Source organism: Catenulispora pinisilvae (assembly GCF_015356865.1).
In the GTDB taxonomy this organism is placed as follows: domain Bacteria; phylum Actinomycetota; class Actinomycetes; order Streptomycetales; family Catenulisporaceae; genus Catenulispora; species Catenulispora pinisilvae.
This window is the reverse complement of record NZ_JAAFZA010000018.1, coordinates 20,066-36,787: the sequence shown is the minus strand read 5'-3', so window position 1 is coordinate 36,787 and position 16,722 is coordinate 20,066. Positions and strand designations below refer to the sequence as shown.

Annotated in this window: 12 protein-coding genes; 6 read left to right on the top strand and 6 right to left on the bottom strand. The window is 69.1% G+C overall.

Annotated elements, in window-relative coordinates; genetic code table 11:
* Positions 1-18: 18 nt before the first annotated feature.
* Both efeB and efeU read right to left on the bottom strand, forming a co-directional pair.
* Positions 19-1,269 carry an iron uptake transporter deferrochelatase/peroxidase subunit gene (efeB, locus tag IZR01_RS07555; RefSeq protein ID WP_194892040.1) on the bottom strand — a complete coding sequence of 417 codons (1,251 nt, stop codon included), beginning with the start codon at positions 1,267-1,269 and terminating at the stop codon, positions 19-21.
* Between the two features lie 53 nt (positions 1,270-1,322).
* Complete coding sequence (gene efeU / locus IZR01_RS07550) at positions 1,323-3,473, bottom strand: iron uptake transporter permease EfeU (protein ID WP_194923382.1); 2,151 nt, start codon at positions 3,471-3,473, stop codon at positions 1,323-1,325.
* Positions 3,474-3,687: 214 nt separating this feature from the next.
* Between efeU and IZR01_RS07545 the strand changes: the two genes are divergently transcribed.
* Positions 3,688-4,731, top strand: coding sequence for a TolB-like translocation protein (locus tag IZR01_RS07545; protein WP_194923381.1), 1,044 nt, complete (start codon positions 3,688-3,690; stop codon positions 4,729-4,731).
* Between the two features lie 62 nt (positions 4,732-4,793).
* Here the strand turns inward: IZR01_RS07545 and IZR01_RS07540 are convergent, their stop codons facing one another.
* Positions 4,794-5,855: an MDR family NADP-dependent oxidoreductase gene (locus IZR01_RS07540; RefSeq protein WP_194923380.1), complete on the bottom strand. Its 1,062-nt coding sequence runs from the start codon at positions 5,853-5,855 to the stop codon at positions 4,794-4,796.
* 140 nt (positions 5,856-5,995) lie between these two features.
* Between IZR01_RS07540 and IZR01_RS07535 the strand changes: the two genes are divergently transcribed.
* Both IZR01_RS07535 and IZR01_RS07530 read left to right on the top strand, forming a co-directional pair.
* Entirely contained in the window at positions 5,996-6,946 is a 951-nt protein-coding gene (locus IZR01_RS07535) for an Lrp/AsnC family transcriptional regulator (RefSeq protein WP_323746130.1), read from the top strand.
* 372 nt (positions 6,947-7,318) lie between these two features.
* Complete coding sequence (locus IZR01_RS07530) at positions 7,319-9,460, top strand: putative Ig domain-containing protein (protein WP_194892044.1); 2,142 nt, start codon at positions 7,319-7,321, stop codon at positions 9,458-9,460.
* 74 nt (positions 9,461-9,534) lie between these two features.
* Here the strand turns inward: IZR01_RS07530 and IZR01_RS07525 are convergent, their stop codons facing one another.
* Both IZR01_RS07525 and IZR01_RS07520 read right to left on the bottom strand, forming a co-directional pair.
* Positions 9,535-10,494 (bottom strand): hypothetical protein, encoded by a 960-nt coding sequence (locus IZR01_RS07525; RefSeq protein ID WP_194892045.1) that lies wholly within the window; start codon positions 10,492-10,494, stop codon positions 9,535-9,537.
* 54 nt (positions 10,495-10,548) lie between these two features.
* Positions 10,549-11,901, bottom strand: a complete 1,353-nt coding sequence (locus IZR01_RS07520; RefSeq protein ID WP_228553936.1) for a recombinase family protein — start codon at positions 11,899-11,901, stop codon at positions 10,549-10,551.
* Positions 11,902-12,003: 102 nt separating this feature from the next.
* Here IZR01_RS07520 and IZR01_RS07515 point away from each other — a divergent pair, with 102 nt between their 5' ends.
* Positions 12,004-12,396 (top strand): BlaI/MecI/CopY family transcriptional regulator, encoded by a 393-nt coding sequence (locus tag IZR01_RS07515; RefSeq protein WP_323746132.1) that lies wholly within the window; start codon positions 12,004-12,006, stop codon positions 12,394-12,396.
* Positions 12,397-12,668: 272 nt separating this feature from the next.
* Positions 12,669-14,795: a putative Ig domain-containing protein gene (locus IZR01_RS07510; RefSeq protein WP_194923379.1), complete on the top strand. Its 2,127-nt coding sequence runs from the start codon at positions 12,669-12,671 to the stop codon at positions 14,793-14,795.
* A 112-nt stretch (positions 14,796-14,907) separates the two neighbouring features.
* On the opposite strand, the gene IZR01_RS07505 is transcribed toward IZR01_RS07510, so the two are convergent.
* Positions 14,908-15,306 carry a hypothetical protein gene (locus IZR01_RS07505; protein WP_194896396.1) on the bottom strand — a complete coding sequence of 133 codons (399 nt, stop codon included), beginning with the start codon at positions 15,304-15,306 and terminating at the stop codon, positions 14,908-14,910.
* Between the two features lie 390 nt (positions 15,307-15,696).
* Between IZR01_RS07505 and IZR01_RS07500 the strand changes: the two genes are divergently transcribed.
* Positions 15,697-16,494: a class I SAM-dependent methyltransferase gene (locus IZR01_RS07500; protein WP_194896397.1), complete on the top strand. Its 798-nt coding sequence runs from the start codon at positions 15,697-15,699 to the stop codon at positions 16,492-16,494.
* The last annotated feature ends 228 nt before the right edge of the window (positions 16,495-16,722 follow it).

Sequence of the window (16,722 nt, the reverse complement as noted above, 5' to 3'; positions counted from 1 at the left end):
CCCGCTGCCCGCGATGCGCTACGCCAGCAGCTTGCTCGCGTACCAATCGCTGGCGTTCGCGACACCGGGCAGCACGTAGAAGTACCCGCCACCGAACGGCTGCACATAGTCGATCAGCGGCTCGCCGACCAACCGCTTCTGCACCGTCTCGAACTGCCGCTCCAGGTCCTGGTTGTACGCCAGGAAGATGTGCCCGGCCTGGATGTCGCCGTTCTGGTCCAGCCCGAGATCGTAGTTGTACGACCGCCGGATCAGGCGCTGGTCCGAGGTCTGCGTCGTCCGCGGGTTGGCCAGCCGGATGTGCGACGTGAGCGGGATGACGTTGCCCTGCGGGTCGGCGGCGAAGTTCGGGTTGTCGTTCTCGTTGTTGCCGTCCAGCGGGGCTCCGGAGTCGCGGCGGCGGCCGAACATGTTCTCCTGCTCGCTGATGGACACCCGGTCCCAGAACTCGACCAGCATCCGGATCAGCCGGACCACCTGGTACGTGCCGCCCTGGGCCCAGGCCGGCTCACCCGCGGCGGACCAGACCAGGTCGGAGGCCAGGCCGCCGGTGGGGTTGGCGGTGCCGTCCTTGAAGCCGAGCAGGTTGCGCGGGGTGCCGGAGGGCCGGGGCGGGGAGTTGTAGCCCTCGATCTTCCAGCGCGGCTGCATCGCGCCGCGGGTGTGCTTGGCGATGTCGCGGATTGCGTGGTGGATGGTGTCCGGGTGGTTGGCGCACAGTTGCAGCGACAGGTCGCCGTGCATCCAGGCCGCCTCGGGCGAGTCGTTCGGGAAGATGGTCATCGGCTTGAGCTTGGCCGGCTTGTGCGCGCTCAGGCCGAAGCGGTCGTCGAACAGACTCGAACCGACGCCCAGGGTCACGGTCAGGCCGTCGGCCGGCACGTCCGGGCCGAGCACGTCGCTGTCCGCGGGCGGCTGGCCCACGCCGAGGTCCGTCGGAGCACCGCCGGAGGTCAGGTAGCGGGCCCGCTCGGTGAGCGTCTTCATCAGGGCTATGAGATCCGCCTTGGACGCACCGGTGACGTCGAAGGCCGCGAGGCAGGAGAAGGGCTGCTTCCCGCCCGGCGTCGGGGTGAGGATCCCGGCCTGGTGCGCGCCGTGGAACGGATAGGAGTCGGCGGTCGTGACGTGCCCGGAGTCCGAGGCGTCGGCGTCGGCGTGGGCGCCGCCGATCAGGACGCCACCGGTCACGGCGGTGGTGGCGGCGCCGGCCGCGGTGCCCCACAGGAACCTGCGGCGGCTGAAATCCTTCGCTTCGTGCTCGGTCATGTCGTCAGGAGCCTTCGATATCCGGGGTGAGTGGGTCGGGCAGGCGGGTGCGCTTACTGAGCGGTCGGCGGAATCTCAAGCAGGTCGGGCACCGAGGCCAGCGTTTCGAGCAGCGTGCCGGTCGCGGCGTTCACCTTCTGCCGCGCGGCCAGCGGGGTCGCGCTCGGGGCCGGCCAGGCGCCGTTGACCTTCGCGGCGTCCAGTGCCTGGTCCAGCGCGGTCAGCTGGGCATCGGCCCGGGCCACCAGACCGGGCGAGCGGGCGTCGATGAGCGAGCCGAGCTCGCCCAGCACGACCTGGTCCACCTGGGTGTCCGCGTAGGTCATGGCGTACGCGGCGCCCGCGCCCTCGTCGTCCATCCCGGACAGGTGGTCGCGGATCGCGTCCTCGATGATCTCGTGCGCGCGCAGCGGCAGGTTGGTCGGATCGCCGGCGATGTCGTCGGTCGTGAGGTTCTTCTGCACCTCGCCGATCTCACCGGCCAGGCCGTCCACGACCGGCAGCAGCTGTGCGGCGCTCTGGCCGTGGTAGAGCCCGTATTCGATGCGGTGCAGACCGGTGAAGCCGGGGTCGTTCACGCCGTCCGGAAGCCCGTCGGGCAGACCGTCCACGGCCACGCCCGCGTCACCGAAGCTGTCGTAGGAGGCACCGACCTGCTCCCAGGTGAGCTGAGCGGCGAGCCAGTCGGCCTGGGCGGCCGGGACGTTCCCGGCGGCGATCGCGGCGCGCAGCGTGGTGATCTGGCTCTGCAAAGTGGTCAGATCCCCGGCCGCGTACTGCTGGTACTGCTTGTTCGGCCCCGTCAGGTCGTCCAACGTCACCGGCTTGACCGCGAGCGGCGAGCCCTGCTGGGCGGAACCGGAGACCTGCACCGCGCTGGAGCTCAGCGCGCCGGCCCCGGACATCAGGCAGTGGAAGGTGTAGGAGCCGGAGCCGAGCGTCGCGGTCATCGGCGCGGTGGTGGCCGGGCCTAGGGTCTCGATCTCGCCGACGATCGCGCCCGAGGAGTCGAGCAGCGTGATCTCCCCGGCCTTGCTGGACTTGTTGTCGATGTCGAAGGTCTGCTTGCCGGTCGTCGCCGAGCTCCAGCCGGGCGCGCAGGCCGAACCGGTGACCTTCACCGCCGTGGTGGTCGCCGCCTCGGCCGCCGGGAGCGCCGCGATGGTGATGCCCGCGGCGAGCGCCGGGATCACGATGAGCACGCCGGCCACGGACCACGGACGGTTACCGGCCAGGCGCTCCCAGCCACGCGCCGTCACCGGCTCCGGCTCCGGTGTCCCCTGCGGCGCGGACGGTGCCTGCGGCTCCTGCGGCTCTTGCGATTGCGCAGCAGCCGCCTTCGCCTTGGAGGCGGCCATCGCCGCCGTGGCGACCCGCCCCGCGTAGACGAACGCCGGGATGACCACGGCGAGGTAGGCGACCCACGCGACCACTTGCAGCACCGTCAACTTCGGCGCGAGATCGGTGATCCCGGTGAGGATCGAGACCCACCACGAGTTGGGGTCGACATGGGCGGTCAGGTCGAAGGAGACCCACTGCTGACCGGGCAGCCACCCGGCCTCCTGGAGATCGCCGAGGCCGTAGCTGAGCACGCCGGCCGCGATGACGATGAGCGCGATGGCCGTGCGGTTGAAGAAGACGCCGACGTTGATCTTCACCGCGCGGCGATACAGCAGCCAGCACAACACGATCGCGGCGGCCAGCCCGAGCCCGGCGCCGACCAGCGGCGAGACGGTCGAACCCGACGCCTTCACGGCCGTCCACATGAACAGCGTGGTCTCCAGGCCCTCCCGGCCGACCGCGAGGAACGCGGTCAGCGTCAGCGCGCCCGCGCCGAGGATCGCCGCGCGCTGGACCTCGCCGCGCAGGTGTGAGGACAGCGTGGCCGCCGTCCGCCGCATCCAGAAGACCATGCCGGTCACCAGGGCCACGGCCAGCACGCTGAGCACGCCGCCGACCGCCTGCTGCGCCTTGGAGGACAGCACGCTGGTCGAGTACGTCAGCACCGCGGCGAAGGCGCCGGACAGCATCACCGCGCCGAGCACGCCCAGCCACACCGGCGCCGTCGAGATCGGCCGGTCTTCACCGTCGCGCTCGCTCCCGGCCTTGCGCAGGGCGGCGAGCAGGATGCTGACCACCAGTCCCGCTTCCAGTCCCTCGCGCAAACCGATCAGCAGGTTCGGTGCGGCGTCAGCCCAAGTCATGGGTAACAAGGTAAGGCATACCTAATACCGGCGCGCAAGGGGGCGTGCGCGGAATCACCGTCGCGTGTCCGCAAGACGTTTTCCCACCATCGGTACAGGGATATCTCGACTTCCCGCCAGATTCCGCCCAAGGCGGACACCCACCGCGATATCGTCTGCCGACCGGTCCGGGCAATGTGCGGTCCTTGGGGCCGACGTGGAGGGGAACACGCCGATGCCGATAACCGAGTCCCCGCACCGCACCAAGATCTTCATCGCGTCCGTCTCGGTACTCCTGACCATCGCCGTCGTCGCGGTGATCGTGGCGTACCAGGGCCGGCCTACGGCGCGGGCAGGCATCAAGGGCACAGTGGTCCTCGACGCGTCCAGCCCCTTGAACACCGGCTCGGGGTACCTGGTCTACAAGACCACGGTCGCCGGCCCCGACTTCGGCACGCTGGCCGAACGGCGCCTGTCCGGGGCCGCGACCACCGTCACCGGAGCACCCACTCTGTCCAGCATCCAGTGCGACCGGTCCTACACAGCGGCCGGGATCCTGTTGTGTCTGCGCGCCGACGGCAATCTGGTCCGGGTCGCCGACGTCGAGGTGTACGACCGGAACCTGAAGCCGATCAAGAAGCTCCAGGCGGCCGGCATCCCGAACCGGGCGCGGCTGTCCGCGGACGGTCGGATGGCCGCCTGGACCACCTTCGTGGCCGGCGACGCCTACAACGGGCCCGCCTTCTCCACCCGCACATCGGTCCTGGACCTGAAGACCGGGGCACTGAGCGATTCCATCGAGTCCTTCGCCGTCACGTTGCAGGGCAGGCCGTACCACGCGGTCGACGAGAACGTCTGGGGCGTGACCTTCGCCGCCGACGACAACACCTTCTACGCCACGCTGGGCACCGGCGGCCGGACCTGGCTGGTACGCGGTGACGTCGCCGCCCGGACCTTGACGACGGTGACGGACAACGTCGAGTGCCCGTCGCTGTCGCCGGACGGCAAGAGCATCGTCTTCAAGAAGCGGGTGTCCGACGACGCCTGGAAGATGTGGCGCCTGGAGGTGCTGAACCTGACGACGATGGCCGAGACCCCGCTGGCCGAGACGCGCAGCGTCGACGACCAGGCCGCCTGGCTCGACGACCACACGGTGATGTACGCGGTCCCGCAGACCTCGGGTTCGGGCTACGACGTGTGGTCCACGCCCGCGGACGGCTCGGGACAGCCGTCGTTGCTGGCCCGGGACGCGTTCTCGCCGTCGGTCACTTCCGGCTGAGCAGTCGGCCCGGGTCTGGCTGACGGAGCCGCCGGCCGGGTCCGACTGGGCCGGCCCGCCGCTCAGATCTCGACGACGACCGTACCGAGATGGCGGCCGCCGATGGTGTCGACGATCGCCTGCGGGGCGTTCCCGATGCCCTTGATCCGCGCGTGGGGGAACACGATCTCCCCGGCCCGCAGCCATTGCGCGGACTTCTCGTTCCACTCCGCGAGCGCGTCGGGGTCGTCGTCGGCGCTGTAGCCGCGCACCGTGATCTTCTTCAGCAACAGCTGGACGGAGTCCAACTCGACCGGTGCGGTACGGCCCGTACCGCTCGTCGCCAACTGGCCGGACAGCGCGCCGATCACCAGGATCCGGGCTCCGGGGTTGGCGACCTCGATCGCGGCTGCGAGCTGCTCGCCGCCGACGGCGTCGAGCACTACGTCGATCCCCTCGGGCGCGGCCGCCCTGAGCTGATCGGCCATGGAGCCGCCGCCGCGAAGCACGACGGCGTCGTAACCGAGGCCGCTGATCAGCCGATCGGCCTTCGCCGGGGAGCCGGCGCTGCCGATGACGCGTGCGGCGCCGAGCAGGCAGGCGATCTGGCCGGCCATCGAGCCGATCGCCCCGGAGGCGCCGGAGACGAAGACCGTGTCGCCGGGCCGGATCTGGACGCCCCGGGTCAGCGCGGCGTAGGCAGTCCAGCCGTGGCCGAGATGGACGATCGGATCGGTCGGATGGGTTGGATGGGTTGGATCGGTCGGATCGCCTGAAAGCCGGGTGAGCCCGGTCAGCGGGACGGCAGCGTATTCGCGATAGCCGAGGTGATGGGACACGAGATCACCCGGCTTCAAGCCACTGTCCCGACCGGCCATGACGACCTCTCCCACAGCCTGTTCGGCCAGCGTGTCACCCGGTCCCAGAGCCGGGAACGGAACACCTTCGACGGCCTCGGCGCCCTCGCTGATCATCATGCGGATCGAGGCGGACACCCGGAACGCGAGGTTGCGGACCAGGACCTCGGCCTCGGCAGGAGTCGGCGACGGGGCCTCGACGACGGCGAAGTTCTCGACGGTCGGCAGGCCTTTCGGCCGGGTGACGAGGCGGACTTCGTAGCCGGTGGCGGGCAGGGCGGTGCTCATGCGGATCTCCCGGAGATCGGTGCGATTACTGGAATCCACCCTGAGCCGCCGTACCGTCCCGCACTATCGATCGGCCCTGTCGCACCGAAAAGCGACGTGAGTGTGATTCCGATGCCGCTTCTCGACATACGATCAGCCGCGTGGATCTCCTCGACCGCCAGCTCGCGCACGCGCTGCGCCTCGACGGCCGGGCGTCGTTCAGCCGCATCGCCGCCGTCCTCGGCGTCTCGGACCAGACGGTCGCGCGCCGCTACCGGGCACTGCGTCAGGCCGGGACCGTCAAAGTCGTCGGCGGGCTGTCGGCCGGCCGCATCGGGCTGACCACCTGGATGATCCGATTGCAGTGCGCGCCCGGCTCCTCTGTGGCGATCGCCCAGGCGCTGGCCAAGCGCGCGGACACGTCCTGGGTGCGCATCGCCTCCGGCGGCACCGAGGTGTTGTGCAGCATCCTGACTCCGGATGACGACCGCGAGGCCCTGCTCCTGGAACAGCTTCCGGCCACCAAGCCGATCATCGCGATCAGCACCTACTGCGTCGTGCACACCTTCACCGGCAACGAGGACGGTTGGCAGCCGGTGGCGACGGCGCTGAACGCCGAACAGGTCGCGGCGCTCACTCCCGATCCGCCCGCCGGCCCCCGGCCCGAGTCGGCGATCGTCCTGGACCCCGCTGACCGGATCCTCGCCGCGGAACTGGCCCGCGACGGCCGCACCCCGTTCACCGAGCTCGCCGCCGCGACCGGCCTGGACGAGTCGTCGGTCCGCCGCCGACTGGCCGCGCTCCAGGCCGACGGGACGCTGTACTTCGATCTCGACGTCGACAGCCGGGCTTTCGGCTACGGATTCAGTGCCCTGCTATGGCTGTCCGTCGAACCGGCCCGGCTGTCGGCGGTCGGGCGGGCACTGGCCGGGTTCGCGGAGGTGGCGTTCGCCGGTGCCACCACGGGTCCGACCGATGTGGTGGCGTCCATCGTGACGACGAGCGGCACGGCTTTCTACCTGTTCCTCACCGAGGCCATCGGCGCGCTGCCCGGGGTCCGGGAGATCCAGAGCGCGCCGCTGCTGCGCACGGTCAAGCGCGCTGGTGCTTAAGGATGGACTAACAGTTTGTCGGGCCGCTGATATACGTCCGCATGACCCAAAACCAGTATGTCTGTCAAGCCTTGATGAACGACTGTCGGTTCGAGGAGCAGCACATCGGCACCCTGTCGTCATTCAGCGTCACTACCAGCGACTGTCGACGTTCGTCGGACGACCGGTCGCGGCTTCGAGAATATGTCCGAATCGCCGTTGACCTCCCTACCCGGCAGCGCTAACTTCCCTAGTCGAGGCCTCAGGGAACCGACCGTTCGGTCAGTGGTTTTGGGCGGCTCCCGCGAAACAGAGCACTGCGTAGCTCCACGGCACAGCCGGATCCGGGACAGGCACACCCCTACCGCAAGGTGGCCGCACCACACACAGGTCATGCCACCATCCCCACGTATCGAGAGGGGAACCACCCCAGTGAGAATCACCTCACGCCTGCGCGCTTTCGCGTGCCTGGCAACAGCCGTCGCCATGGGCGGCGCGCTGGCGATCGGCAGCGCGACCGGCGCTTCCGCAGCTACCGCGCAGTCCTCCGGCACGGCCACGTCGGCGGCCACCGCCGTGATCGCCGCCGAGGCGGCCGGCTCGGCCCACGCCTCCCAGCCCGCCCTCACCCCGGCGAATCAGGGTTCGTCCCACGCCTGCCCGGCGGTGATCGTGGTCGGCCACGAGTCCTGCTTCGCCCTGAAGCGGAACGCGGTCCACGCCTCGACCGCGGGGACCTCCCCGAACGCCATCCCGTCCGGTGTCGGGTACGGGCCCTCGCAGTTGCAGTCGGCCTATAACCTCACCTCCACCTCGGCCGCCAACGGGTCCGGCAAGACCATCGCACTGGTCGACGCCTACGACGACGCGAACGCCGCGTCCGACCTGGCGGCGTACCGGTCCGCTGCGGGCCTGCCCGCGGGGAACTTCAAGAAGGTCAACCAGACCGGCCAGACCTCGCCACTGCCCTCGGCCCCACCGGCCGGCGACGACTGGACCCTTGAGGAGTCCCTGGACCTGGACATGGCCTCCGCGATCTGCCCGCTGTGCAGCATCGTGCTGGTCGAAGCCGCCGACGACTCCAGCGACGGCCTCTACATCGCGCAGAACACCGCCGCGAGCCTGGCCGGCTACATATCCAACTCCTGGGGCGGCAGCGAATCCTCCACCGAGAGCACGCAGGACAGCCAGTACTTCACCCACGCCTCCGGCATCGTGACCACCGTGTCCGCCGGTGACTCCGACTACGGCGCCAGCTACCCGGCGACCTCGCCCAACGTCGTCTCAGTCGGCGGCACCAACCTGACCACGTCGTCCAACTCTCGCGGCTGGACCGAGTCGGTGTGGAACACCTCACAAGGCTCTGAAGGCACCGGCTCCGGTTGCTCGTCCTACGAGACCGAGCCGTCCTGGCAGACCGCACTGAACCTGCCGTCCGGCTGCTCCAAGCGGATCGACAACGACGTGGCGGCGGACGCCGACCCGGCCACCGGTGTCGCCGTCTACGACACCTCCAACGGCAACACCGGGTGGAACGAAGTCGGCGGCACGTCAGCCTCCTCCCCCATGGTCGCCGCCATGTTCGCCCTCGCCGGCAACGCCGGCGCCACCCCGGCGCAGGACATCTACCAGCACACCAGCAACTTCTACGACATCACCTCCGGCAACGACGGCACCTGCACCCCGTCCTACCTGTGCACCGCCGGAACCGGCTACGACGGCCCGACCGGCATCGGCACCCCCAACGGCGTCACCGGCCTGTCGACCGGCGGCAGCGGCACCGAAACCGTCTCGGTCACCAACCCCGGCAACCAGACCTCCACTCAGGGCACCGCGATCTCGACTTTGCAGGTCTCGGGTTCGGACTCGGCGGGCAAGTCGCTGACCTACTCGGCCACCGGGCTCCCGGCCGGCCTGTCGATCAGCAGCTCCGGCGCCATCACCGGCACCCCGACCGGCACCGGCACCTCCAGCGTGACGGTCACGGCGTCCTCGGGCACCGCCTCCGGCTCGACCTCCTTCACCTGGACCGTCAACACCTCCGGCGGTGGCGGCGGCTGCACCGCGGCGCAGCTGCTCGGCAACCCCGGCTTCGAGACTGGTAGCGCGTCGCCCTGGACCGCGTCCTCCGGCGTCATCAACAGCGACACCACCGACGAACCGGCCCACTCCGGCAGCTACGACGCCTGGCTCGACGGCTACGGCACCAACCACACCGACACCCTCGCGCAGAGCGTCAGCATCCCGGCCACCTGCACGAGCGCCAACCTGTCCTTCTGGCTGCACATCGACACCGGCAACGTCTCGGGCTCGGCCGAGGACACCCTGGCCGTCCAGGTCCTGAACTCCTCCGGCACGGTCCTGTCGACCCTGCACACGTTCTCGAACCTGGACGCCAACAACGGCTATTCGCAGTTCTCCTACAACCTGGCCCCTTACATCGGCCAGACGATCACCATCAACTTCACCGGCACCGAGATCGGCGACGGGTACACCTCGTTCGTCAACGACGACAACGCCCTCAACGTGGACTAGTAACTGGGGCTAGGAGCCAAACCGCACCACTTTGAGCTGCGGGTGGCAGACCGGCGCCGGTCTGCCACCCGTGCTCAGCTATTGCCACGGTCACGGCGCAGCCAGACCAGGAGCGGGGAGGCGGTCACAGCTACGACAATCAGGCTCGACAGTGCGTGGACACCCGGTGACGTACTCAAACAGAGAGTAGGGCGGCCACCGGTGAGGTCGGTGAGCCATTCGAATGCTTGGACCGCCCCAAAGCAGGCGGCGAAGAAAGCGACGAGGGTCCCGAGAACGGACAGGACGACCGCGATGCAGCCCAGGGTGCGAGTCGCTAGGCGGGCCGCAAAGCCGCGGCGCCTGGCCCGCGTGCGGACCCGCATTGCCGTTGCGCGTTCACCTGGTGCTGCACGGAGAAACGGCGTCATGCTTTCCGCCCGCAGCGCGTTACCCCAGGCCGCGTGAGCCAGGTCGCGTGCTTCGAGTGCCTGGCGCGCTCGGCGCGTCCGCGCGGTGCGCAGCGACGGAAAGAATTCGTCGCCGGCCTTGCCGATCGGGTGCAGGCGCAGCGCGAAAACGGCTGCGAGCAGGATCAGGGCTGCGAGCATGATCCCGGTGTCGCGCCCCGCCGCGGCCAAGGCACGCAGCCCTGCGGGGCCGCCCTCGCACAACATTCCCCCGGGAAACGACGTCGACTGCTGTCCCGCGAGGACGTCGGCCAGAGAAACTGCGTCGCCGGCGGCCTCCGCGAACACCGCACCGGTGGTGCACGCCCAGATCACTATGAGAACCACGACCCAGAGGCCGTACCCCCATGACTCGTACCAGTGAGCCCGCCGCCCGGCCCGGCGGGCAGCCCTACGCTCACCACTATGAGCAACGCGCCACCGCAAGTACTCCGGCGCCACCACCCTGTTTATAGTCCTGCGCTCTTCTTCCAGAGATTGCAGGCCGTCACGCTCATCGAGGCCTGCCTTGCGCACGGCTTTGAGCGCCTCGACGCGGAACTCGGTCTCCACGTAGGGCGGCCACCGCGACCACGGCGCGTCCATCCTCTCAGGGTACTGTCAAACCCGCACGTGGTGGCAGGAAAAAGGCGCTAGCCGCTAGTCCAGCGACAGCCCCGGCAGGATCTTGATCCGGCTGGTGTCGAAGACGCTCCGGCTGGTGGTCTTGTCCCCTATCTCGATCGAGGCGAACAAGAAGCGCAGTACGTCGCGGCGTCGCGGCTCGGGCAGGCGCCACCAGGCGCTGGGGGCCTCGGGGCCGGTGACGACGCCGTCCAGGACATAAGCACTCTGCGTCTCCACGCGGCCGTGGCCGGTGCGGAACTGGTCCGTGCGATCGGGGCTGCCGACCGGGCCTCGGCGCACCGTGACCGGGAGGTCGGAGGGGGCCGGGACCGTGCTGCTGTGCTGGAGGACCTCGACGGCCGCCTGCTGGACGTACTCCTCCAGCGACTTCGCGCCGATGTGGCGGTTGCACCGCTCGGGCGCCGGCTTGTTCTTCGAAGCGCAGGCGTACATCCGGTAGTCGCCGACGATCGAGCCGACCATGTGGTCGCGGCACCGTTCGCACACCACCAGGCCGGTCAACAGATAGTCCGCGCGCGGCCGGTTGTCGGCGGCGGCGCTGCGCGCGGCGCGCTCGGCCTGGGCGCGTTTCCAGTCCTCGATGTCGACGCACGGCTCCCAGACGGCGCGCCGCAGACCGTCGATGGATTCGACGCCGCCTTGGAAGACGCGCAGACCCGCGTAGCGCGGGGCGTCCAGGATGCGGCTGACGCCGCCGGTGGTCCAGGTGGCGCCGGTCACGGTCGGGATGCCGCGGGTGTTGAGACCGCCGGCGATGGCGCGCAGGCTGTCCCCGGCCAGGAATCGTGCGTAGATCTCCCGGACGGTCTGCGCCTCTTCCTCGATCAGCGGGTGCATTCCCGGCCCGTAGCCGTAGGCCCGGCGACCGCCGCCGTGCGGCCGGCCGTCGTCGGCGTTCTGGCGGCGCAGCTTCTGGACGGTCTTCGACAACGAGGCGGCCTTGCCGGCGAACTGGCGGGCTTGGGACAACGCCGTCTCGCGGCCCTTCGGATCCGTGAGGTCCAGCGTGTCACCCATCGAATACAGGTCGATCCCGTGCTCCTGCGCCGCGATCAACAACTCGACCGCGTCGGCCGGGCGGTGCCGGACCAGCATCAACGGCTTGAGCAACAGCACGGCCGGCACCCGACCACTACGCACCGCCGTAAGCAGCCTGGCCCACCCCGGCCGCTCGCTCCCCGCATTCCATACGGAGCGCCGCTCATCGGCGAACACCAGGTGCGCCGGCACCATGATCCCGATCCCCGCGGCGTACTTACGACCCTGTCGTTCCTGCACGTCAACCGGCGTTTGGTCGCCGTCGCCCCGCCTAGGAACGCAACAGTAGAGCGCCCCTACGGCACCTGCTTCGCCCAGCACAGCCATGAACTCAATCTACTAGCCTAACTAGTAGATGTAGAGTCCTGGTTCCCAGTTCGTCCGCGCAAGACCGACGACAATCGCCGGTGACTCGTTTACGCTGCCACCGTGGCTCTGCGGCAGTTCGGCGAACTGGAAGCCCAGGTGATGGACCGCGTGTGGCGGCACAATCGCCCGGTGCTGGTCCGCGACATCCTCTATGACGTGAACACCGACCGGAAGCTCGCCTACACAACGGTGCTGACCGTCATGGAACGGCTGTGCCGCAAAGGCTGGCTGCGCCGGCAGCGCCAGGGCCGGGCGCACGCCTACGAGGCCGTCGCCTCGCGCGAGCACTACACCGCGCAGCTGATGTGCGACGCGCTGGCCACCAGCAGCAACCAGACGGTGTCGTTCGTCCACTTCCTGGAGCAGCTCTCGACCGAGGAGAACCAGGCGTTGCGGGCCGCGCTGGAGGTCCGTCAGCTCCTCGCCGACGACGCGACCGATGAGGATGGCTGATTCTTCTCCGCGTGTTTACATAAGTGCCCGTTGACCGATCAACTTCGCGCCGCTAATTTCCCCACTCGAGGCCTGAAGCAACATCAACTGCACGGCACAGCACCACCGCACGGGGGATCAGGGCCCACCGCTGCGGTGCCCTGCCCCGCACCACACTGCACGACTCCGGGGTCAGGTCACCGCGGTCTTCTGATTCTCCGTGACGGCTCCACACTTCGGGTGGCCGCACCAGGGGTCTCGCCACCTCCCCACACCGAGAGGGACACACCTCAGTGAGAATCAGCTCACGCCTGCGCGCACTCGCGTGTCTGGCAACGGCGGCCGCCGTCAGCGGCGCGCTGTCGGTCGGCGCGGCGTCGGGGGCCACGAGCCCCGGCACGTCCGCCGCCGCCCCGGCCGCGAACGCCGCGGCGGTGACCGCGAACGTGACCGCGAACCTGATCAGCACGGAGGCGACGGGCTCCGCCCACGCTTCGCAGCCCGCTGTCACGGGCGAGAACCAGGGGTCCAGCCACGCGTGCTCGGCGGTGATCGTCGTCGGCCACCAGTCCTGCTTCGCGTTGAAGCGGAACGGGGTTCGCCCCACCGCGGCCTCGGCTTCCCCGGACGCGATTCCCTCCGGTGTCGGGTACGGGCCCTCGCAGTTGCAGTCGGCATACAACCTGACCTCGGCTTCGGCGGCGAACGGGGCCGGTCGCACCATCGCGATCGTCGACGCTTATGACGACGCGAACGCGGCGTCGGACCTGGCGGCGTACCGGTCGGCCGCCGGGCTGCCCGCGGCGAACTTCACCAAGGTGAACCAGAACGGCCAGACGTCCCCGCTTCCGTCCGCGCCGCCGTCCGGCGACGACTGGACCGTGGAGGAGTCCCTGGACCTGGACATGGCCTCCGCGATCTGCCCGCTGTGCAAGATCGTGCTGGTCGAGGCGAACGACGACTCCAGCGACGGGCTCTACGTCGCGCAGACCGCCGCGGCGAGCCTGGCCGGGTACATATCGAACTCCTGGGGCGGCAGCGAGTCCTCCACCGAGACCTCGCAGGACAGCCAGTACTTCACCCACGCCTCCGGGATCGTGACCACGGTCTCCGCCGGTGACTCCGACTACGGGGCCTCGTACCCGGCCACCTCGCCGAACGTGGTGTCGGTCGGCGGTACCAACCTGACCACGTCGTCCAACTCGCGCGGCTGGACCGAGTCGGTGTGGAACACCACGCCGGGCTCTGAGGGCACCGGTTCCGGTTGCTCGGCCTACGAGGCGCAGCCTGCTTGGCAGACCGCACTGAACCTGCCGTCCGGCTGCTCCAAGCGCGTCGACAACGACGTCGCGGCGGACGCCGACCCGGCCACCGGTGTCGCCGTCTACGACACGTCGAACGGCAACAGCGGTTGGCAGGAGGTCGGCGGTACGTCGGCGTCCTCGCCGATGGTGGCTGCGATGTTCGCGCTCGCCGGTAACGCAGGTGCGACTCCGGCGCAGGACATCTACCAGCACACCAGCAACTTCAACGACGTCACCTCCGGCAATGACGGCACCTGCACGCCGTCCTACGTGTGCACTGCCGGAACCGGCTACGACGGCCCGACCGGCATCGGCACCCCCAACGGCATCGCCGGCCTGTCGACCGGCGGCAGCGGTGGCACCGAAACCGTCTCGGTCACCAACCCCGGCAACCAGAGCTCGACTGTCGGTACCGCGATCAGCACTCTCCAGATCTCGGGCACGGACTCGGCCAGCAAAGCTCTGACTTACTCGGCGACCGGCCTTCCGGCCGGGCTGTCGATCAGCTCCTCCGGCGCCGTCACCGGTACGCCGTCCGCTGCCGGTTCGTCGACCGTGACGGTGACCGCGTCGTCTGGTTCGGCTTCCGGCTCGACCTCATTCACGTGGACGGTCAGCTCCTCCGGCGGTGGCGGCTGCACGGCCGCGCAGCTGCTCGGCAACTCCGGGTTCGAGACCGGCAGCGCGTCCCCGTGGGCCACGTCGGCCAGCGTCGTCAACAGCGACACCGCCTCTGAGCCCTCGCACTCGGGGAGCTACGACGCCTGGCTCGACGGCTACGGCACCGCCCACACCGACACGCTTGCGCAGAGCGTCAGCATCCCGGCCACCTGCACGTCGGCGGACTTCTCGTTCTGGCTGCACGTCGACACCGCCGAGACCAGCACCACGAAGGCGTACGACACGCTTCAGGTGCAGGTGCTCAACTCCGCCGGGAGCGTGCTGGGGACGCTGGCGACGTACAGCAACCTGAACGCCAATAGCGGCTACACCCAGCACTCCTTCAGCCTGGCCAGCTACCTCGGGCAGAACGTCACGCTGAAGTTCACCGGTAGCGAGGACTACGAGCTTCAGACGTCGTTCGTCATCGACGACACCGCTCTGAACGTGCGTTAGTCGAAGGTGCGTTAGTCGAACGTGCGCTAGAGGTAGGAACAGGTAGGTCTAAAAAGTGAGGCGGTGCACCGGACACTTTGTCCGGTGCACCGCCTCCGGCGTTGTCCGCGCTTTATGAATCCGGGTCGCCGATCGTCACCTTCTCGACCTCGGCCAGCGACGGCGACGGGTCCGAGGGCAGGTATCCGCTGCACCGCATCTGGAACATCACCGTCGCCCCCGGCGCGACGAAGTCGAGCGGGCTCTGTTGCCCGCCGATCTCGTCGCCGGCCCCGCCGGTGCATTCGCCGCCCGCCTGGATGTGGAGGTTGAGGGTGACCTTCGCAGTCACCCCCTTGCCGGGGTCGGGGTTGGTGAACTGGCCGGTGACCATGATGTCGACCTGGTCGGTCGCCACCAGCTGCTGGATCGACACCTGGCTCTTGTAGTTCTTTGATCCTCCGCCGCACCCGGCGGCCCCGACGATCACCATCACGGTCGCGAGCGCGACGAGCGCCGGCCGACGTGCCATCCGACTTGCCTCCTGTGAACCGTCACCTCAAGTCCTTCGGAGGATTCGGCACGCGGCGGTGTCAGGGGACGGCACAAGTGCCGTCGCGGTCTTGAGGATCACGATGGCCAGCCCGGCTGCCTGCACCGCAGCGCCGTGCTCACTGCTCGCCGCAGATGTAGGCAACGCGCAACGCGAGGTCGTCGACCGCGAGCGAGACTCGCGGCCCGCGAAGGTGCCCTCAACGCCGTGGGCCACCTTCCTTAACCAACCTCAACGCCATAATCCGGCATCGTGGCTCGCACGGATGCCGCCGCCCACGTAGCCCGCGGGCACCTCTTGTCGCTCGAAAATCAGTTCCCTTACTATTCCCACTTGTCAGCAGGCTGACCTTTGGTACGGAGGGTAATAATGGGGCAAGACGTCACGCTGGCCTCCGACTATTCGACCGGCGTCCTGAGCAAGGACCGCCCCACCGAGTTCGAGCGGATCAATTTGCTCCAGGACTGGATCGACCCGGAGACCCGTGCGGTGCTCTCGCAGATCGGCGTGGTCCCGGACTGGCGTTGCCTGGAGATCGGCGCCGGCGCCGGCTCGGTGGCCGATTGGCTCTCCGACCAGTGCGCCGAGGGCACGGTCACCGCGGTCGACATCGACACCCGCTTCCTGCAAGAACTGGAACGTCCGAACCTGCGGGTGCTGCGCGGCGACATCGGCGAACTGGAATTCGCCCCGAAGTCCTTCGACCTGATCCACGCCCGCCTCACCTTCTGCCACCTCCCCAACCGCAACGAGATCCTGGCGCGGGCGGTGCAGTGGCTGGCGCCCGGCGGCTGGCTGGTCATCGGCGACCACTTCAGCCTCCCCGAGGAGTTCTCCACCTACGAACTGCGGCGCAGGTTCCTCGGCGGCATCGCCAAGCTGTGGGAGGCACAGGGCACTGACATGAACTGGGCGCCGACGATGCCCTCCCGCATGGCCCAGGCCGGGCTGCGGGACATCGGCACCCGCGCGCTGGCCAACAGCGTCGGCGACGGCAGCGCCTACGACCGGTTCACCCTCGTCAACACCCGGCAGCACTGCGACTACCTCATCGAGCGCGGGCTGCTCACCGCCGACGAGATGCGGGGAGTGCTCAACCAGTTGGCCGATCCGGATTTCTTCGAGCTTCGGACCATCACGGTCTATGCGTGGGGGCGACGGCCCTGAGGGGACGGACGTCGAGTACGCCAGCTCAGTGAGCCGGTAGGCGCCGCTCTCGTCACGCTCGACGAGCGAGCTCTCCGGCAACTCGGCCTGCCGCCTCAGCCTCGCCCTGCGCGACCGCGAGCTCGTCATCGACTGACAACGCGCTGTGGAACCGGCCCATCGCAGAGTTCGAGGAAGCTCGGCTCCTCGATCTGCTGATGCTGTGCGGCCGGTACCGCGCCATCAGCT

Excerpts from the sequence above, each read along its gene's own strand:
- efeB (WP_194892040.1), bottom strand. The coding sequence starts at position 1,269 with ATGACCGAGCACGAAGCGAAGGATTTCAGCCGCCGCAGGTTCCTGTGG.
- efeU (WP_194923382.1), bottom strand. The coding sequence starts at position 3,473 with ATGACTTGGGCTGACGCCGCACCGAACCTGCTGATCGGTTTGCGCGAG.
- IZR01_RS07545 (WP_194923381.1), top strand. The coding sequence starts at position 3,688 with ATGCCGATAACCGAGTCCCCGCACCGCACCAAGATCTTCATCGCGTCC.
- IZR01_RS07540 (WP_194923380.1), bottom strand. The coding sequence starts at position 5,855 with ATGAGCACCGCCCTGCCCGCCACCGGCTACGAAGTCCGCCTCGTCACC.
- IZR01_RS07530 (WP_194892044.1), top strand. The coding sequence starts at position 7,319 with ATGCCACCATCCCCACGTATCGAGAGGGGAACCACCCCAGTGAGAATC.
- IZR01_RS07525 (WP_194892045.1), bottom strand. The coding sequence starts at position 10,494 with ATGGACGCGCCGTGGTCGCGGTGGCCGCCCTACGTGGAGACCGAGTTC.
- IZR01_RS07520 (WP_228553936.1), bottom strand. The coding sequence starts at position 11,901 with ATGGCTGTGCTGGGCGAAGCAGGTGCCGTAGGGGCGCTCTACTGTTGC.
- IZR01_RS07505 (WP_194896396.1), bottom strand. The coding sequence starts at position 15,306 with ATGGCACGTCGGCCGGCGCTCGTCGCGCTCGCGACCGTGATGGTGATC.
- IZR01_RS07500 (WP_194896397.1), top strand. The coding sequence starts at position 15,697 with ATGGGGCAAGACGTCACGCTGGCCTCCGACTATTCGACCGGCGTCCTG.